The organism is Novosphingobium sp. B-7 (genome assembly GCF_000410615.1).
Classification (GTDB): domain Bacteria; phylum Pseudomonadota; class Alphaproteobacteria; order Sphingomonadales; family Sphingomonadaceae; genus Novosphingobium; species Novosphingobium capsulatum.
Genome location: NZ_KE148329.1, coordinates 465 through 664 on the forward strand (window position 1 = coordinate 465; position 200 = coordinate 664).

Consider the following 200-nt stretch of genomic DNA (forward strand, 5'->3'; position numbering starts at 1 on the left):
CACCTCGCGCCGCACGAATGGCTGGCCCATCCGCAGCCATCGACGTTTTCCCTGGCGGCGGCGCGCCTGGGCTGGGCAGTGCAGGATTGCGCGTGCCTGGGCCTCCACGCCGCGCCGCTGGCGCGCATGCGTCCGCATCTCGCGCCCGGCCAGCGCGTGATTGCCCTGTTGCGCGATGGCGCGGCGGTGGCAGACCTGGC

At 74.5% G+C, this 200-nt stretch carries 1 pseudogene; it reads left to right on the top strand.

Annotated elements, in window-relative coordinates:
• Positions 1 to 200, top strand: a pseudogene (locus tag H926_RS26905) (cobalamin biosynthesis bifunctional protein CbiET); the annotation flags it as partial.